Consider the following 3,117-nt stretch of genomic DNA (forward strand, 5'->3'; position numbering starts at 1 on the left):
TCGCACACGACGCGACACCCGCCGCCCTACCTTCCAACGCGGAGCCTCCCATGATCATTGACTTCCATGCCCACACCTGGGCGCGTGACGATGCTGAGGAGATGATGGCCCGCGAGGCCCAGCGCCACGGCGTGGACCGCATCTGCATCAGCGGCCTGGCCTCCTGGCTGCCCGACCTCGACGAGGTGAAGAGCCTCAACGACCGGGTCTACAGGGCCACCCGTGACTACCCGGACCTTTACCTCCCCTTCGTGTACCTGAACCCGCTGCACGGGCGGGCGGCGATGGACGAGCTGGAGCGCGGCCTGGACCAGGGCGCGGTCGGCATCAAGCTGTGGATCAGTTGCTGGATAGACCACCCCGCCGTGGCGCCGATCCTCGAACGAGCCATCGCCATCAACATGGTCGTGCTGCAGCACTCGTGGCACAAGATCACCGGAAACTACCCCGGCGAAAGCGATCCGGTGTGCATCGCCAACCTGGCGCGTCGGTACCCGGAGCTGAAGCTGGTCATGGCTCATGTCGGGGGCGATTGGCGCTATGGCCTGCGGGCCGTGCGCGACGTGCCCAACATCGCCGCCGACACGAGCGGCTCGATGACGGACAACGGGCTGGTGGAGGCGTGGGTGGACGCGGTAGGGGCCGAGCGGCTCATCTGGGGCACGGACATGCCGGGGGCGGACCTGCTGCTGACGCTGTCGAAGGTCCGCGACGCGAACATCAGCGACGAGGCGAAGACCCTGGTCCTCGGCGGGAACGCACAACGACTCCTGGGATTGTGAGAGCAACCATGCACGGCATCACTGACTTCAACTGCGATTGCGGAGCGTACGCGTTCCGTGAGTTCCCCCAGACCACGGCGGCGGAGGTGGCTGCGGACCTGCATCGCCAGGGCATCGACCGGATGGTCATGGGCTCCGCCCGGGCCATCACCTTCTGCAGTCCGCAGCCGGCGAATGAACTCCTGGCGGAGGACGCCGCGAACGGCGGGCCGGATGGTATCCGGCCCCTCCTGGCGGCGGTGCTGAATCCCGAGTACCCTGGCGCGGAGCGCGACCTGCGTCGCTGCGCCGAGCTGGGGTTCCGCGCCCTGAAGCTCTATCCCACCTACCACGCCTTCGACATCACCAGCTACGAGACCGTGCGTCTGGCGGACATGGCGACCGAGATGGGCTGGCCGGTGCTGCTGCCCGTGCGGGTCGAAGACGAGCGGCACCATCACCCGCTGATGAAGGTGCCGGCGCTGCCGACCGAGCAGGCCATCACCTTCGCCCGCGATGTCCCCCGGGCGAAGATCGTGCTGTGCGCCGCGACCACCCCCGAGGTGACGGCGTTCCTGCAGGGCGTGTCCGGTGACCAGGCGTACGCGGAGATCTCCTACATCAAGAGCCCGCTCAACGCCATCGAGGACCTGGTGGAGCATGTCGGCCACGAGCGCCTGTTGTTCGGCAGCCACGCGCCGTTCGCCTACGCCCACACGGCGCTGGCGAAGGTGAGGGAAGCGTACATCAGCGACGAGCAGAAGGCGGCGATCCTGGGCGGGAACGCCGCGCGGGTGCTCGGCGAGTAGCCGCCGGTCACCGCCCCGACAGAGCACAACGGCGCCGGAGACCTCCGGCGCCGTTGTCGTTACTCCGAGCTCTGAACGCCCGACCCCTAGCTGATGTTCACAGCCTTCCCCGTCGCCGCGCTCTTGTAGGCGGCGTCGAGGATCTTCATGATGCGCAGGCCGTCGGTGCCGGGGGAGATGCACGCGACGCCCTTGGTGAGGCAGTCCACGAAGTGCCCCACGGCGTTGAGGCGGCCCATGAACGGGTCGGGCTCGACGATCAGGTTGCGATTCACGGGCACGCCGTTCTCGTGGGTGTACAGTTCCAGCGTGTCAATGGAGCTGTCGTCCACGCCGTCAATGGAGAAGACGCGCTCTAGGCTCGCCCCGGCCTTCGTGCCCATGAGCGTCGAGTAGACATGCTCGCGCTTGAGGCGCGCCGCCCAGCCGGCTTCGAGCATGATGGTCTGCCCGCCGCTGAACTTGATCATGGCGCAGCCCATGTCCTCGACGTCGAACTTGCCCTTCTTGTTGGGGGTGCCCCACGGGCCGAGGGCGTCCATCTTCGGGCCGAAGACCGAATACGCCGAGGCCATGACCGACACCGGCTCGGGGTTGCCCATCAGCCACATGGTCAGATCGAGCATGTGGACGCCGAGGTCAATGATCGGGCCACCGCCGGCCATCTCCTTGCTGGTGAACCAGCCGCCCCAGCCGGGGATGCCGTTGCGCCGGACCCAGCCGGCCCGCGCGAAGTAGACGTCACCCAGCGTGCCGTCGGTGACGTACTGCTTGAGGATCGTGGCCTCGGGCCGGTAACGGTTGTTGAACTGGATCATCAGCAGCTTCTTGGCCTTGGCGGCGGCGTCCACCATCTTCTGGCCCTCGGCGGCCGTGCGCGCCAGGGGCTTTTCGGACAGGACGTTCTTGCCAGCGGCCAGACAGTCCACCGCCAGCGGCATGTGCAGCTTGTTGGGGACGCAGATGCTGACGCAATCGAGGTCGGCTTCCTTGAGCATCTGCCTGTGGTCGGTGTAGGCCTGGGGGATGCCGAAGGTCGCAGCGGCGGCCTGGGCTGCGGCTCCGTTGACATCGCACATGGCGACCACGTCGGCGCCCGCGGCCTGGTAGCCCTGAATGTGGTACTTGCCGATCCCGGCGCCGATGACGGCAGCCTTGAGTTTCTTCGCCATCTCTGTGTACCTCCCGATCATGCGCGCGTATGTGCCTGTAGCATTGGACGGAGGGCGAGGGTATTCCTTCCTGTCCGGCGAGGTGGAGTGTTGGTCGCGGTTGCCTTGGTCGTTGGCCGTTTGCGTCCGCAGGACGCTCGGCGGCCCGGAGGGCAGCCCCCCAGCCGGGCGCTTCAGGTTACGTTCAGAAAGCCCCTACGGGCTGGCGCCAGGCGTGTTGGTCAGGTTGAGCCGGCCTGTGAGTGGCGATGACTTCCTGGCGGCGGCTCCAGGCCACGCGGTGGCTGGCGGGCCGGCCCCGGCGTCGTAGGGCCGACAGGACTATGGCCCAGCCCACGGCCGGCGGCGGAGCGGCGGTGAACCGCACCAGCTGCT

4 protein-coding genes are annotated in these 3,117 nt (G+C 67.6%); 2 read left to right on the forward strand and 2 right to left on the reverse strand.

Going from position 1 to position 3,117, the window contains the following annotated elements; genetic code table 11:
- Nucleotides 1-50 precede the first annotated feature (50 nt).
- Entirely contained in the window at nucleotides 51-782 is a 732-nt protein-coding gene (locus LLH23_22295) for an amidohydrolase (protein MCE5241205.1), read from the forward strand.
- Nucleotides 783-790: 8 nt separating this feature from the next.
- A complete protein-coding gene (locus LLH23_22300; protein MCE5241206.1) occupies nucleotides 791-1,570 on the forward strand; it encodes an amidohydrolase in 780 nt (259 codons plus the stop codon).
- Between the two features lie 86 nt (nucleotides 1,571-1,656).
- On the opposite strand, the gene LLH23_22305 is transcribed toward LLH23_22300, so the two are convergent.
- Complete coding sequence (locus LLH23_22305; protein MCE5241207.1) at nucleotides 1,657-2,742, reverse strand: Gfo/Idh/MocA family oxidoreductase; 1,086 nt, start codon at nucleotides 2,740-2,742, stop codon at nucleotides 1,657-1,659.
- A 184-nt stretch (nucleotides 2,743-2,926) separates the two neighbouring features.
- A partial coding sequence (locus tag LLH23_22310) for a hypothetical protein (protein MCE5241208.1) occupies nucleotides 2,927-3,117 on the reverse strand: 191 nt, incomplete at its 5' end.

The organism is bacterium, assembly GCA_021372615.1.
GTDB lineage: Bacteria > Armatimonadota > Zipacnadia > Zipacnadales > UBA11051 > JAJFUB01.

Excerpts from the sequence above, each read along its gene's own strand:
- LLH23_22305 (MCE5241207.1), bottom strand. The coding sequence starts at position 2,742 with ATGGCGAAGAAACTCAAGGCTGCCGTCATCGGCGCCGGGATCGGCAAG.
- LLH23_22295 (MCE5241205.1), top strand. The coding sequence starts at position 51 with ATGATCATTGACTTCCATGCCCACACCTGGGCGCGTGACGATGCTGAG.
- LLH23_22300 (MCE5241206.1), top strand. The coding sequence starts at position 791 with ATGCACGGCATCACTGACTTCAACTGCGATTGCGGAGCGTACGCGTTC.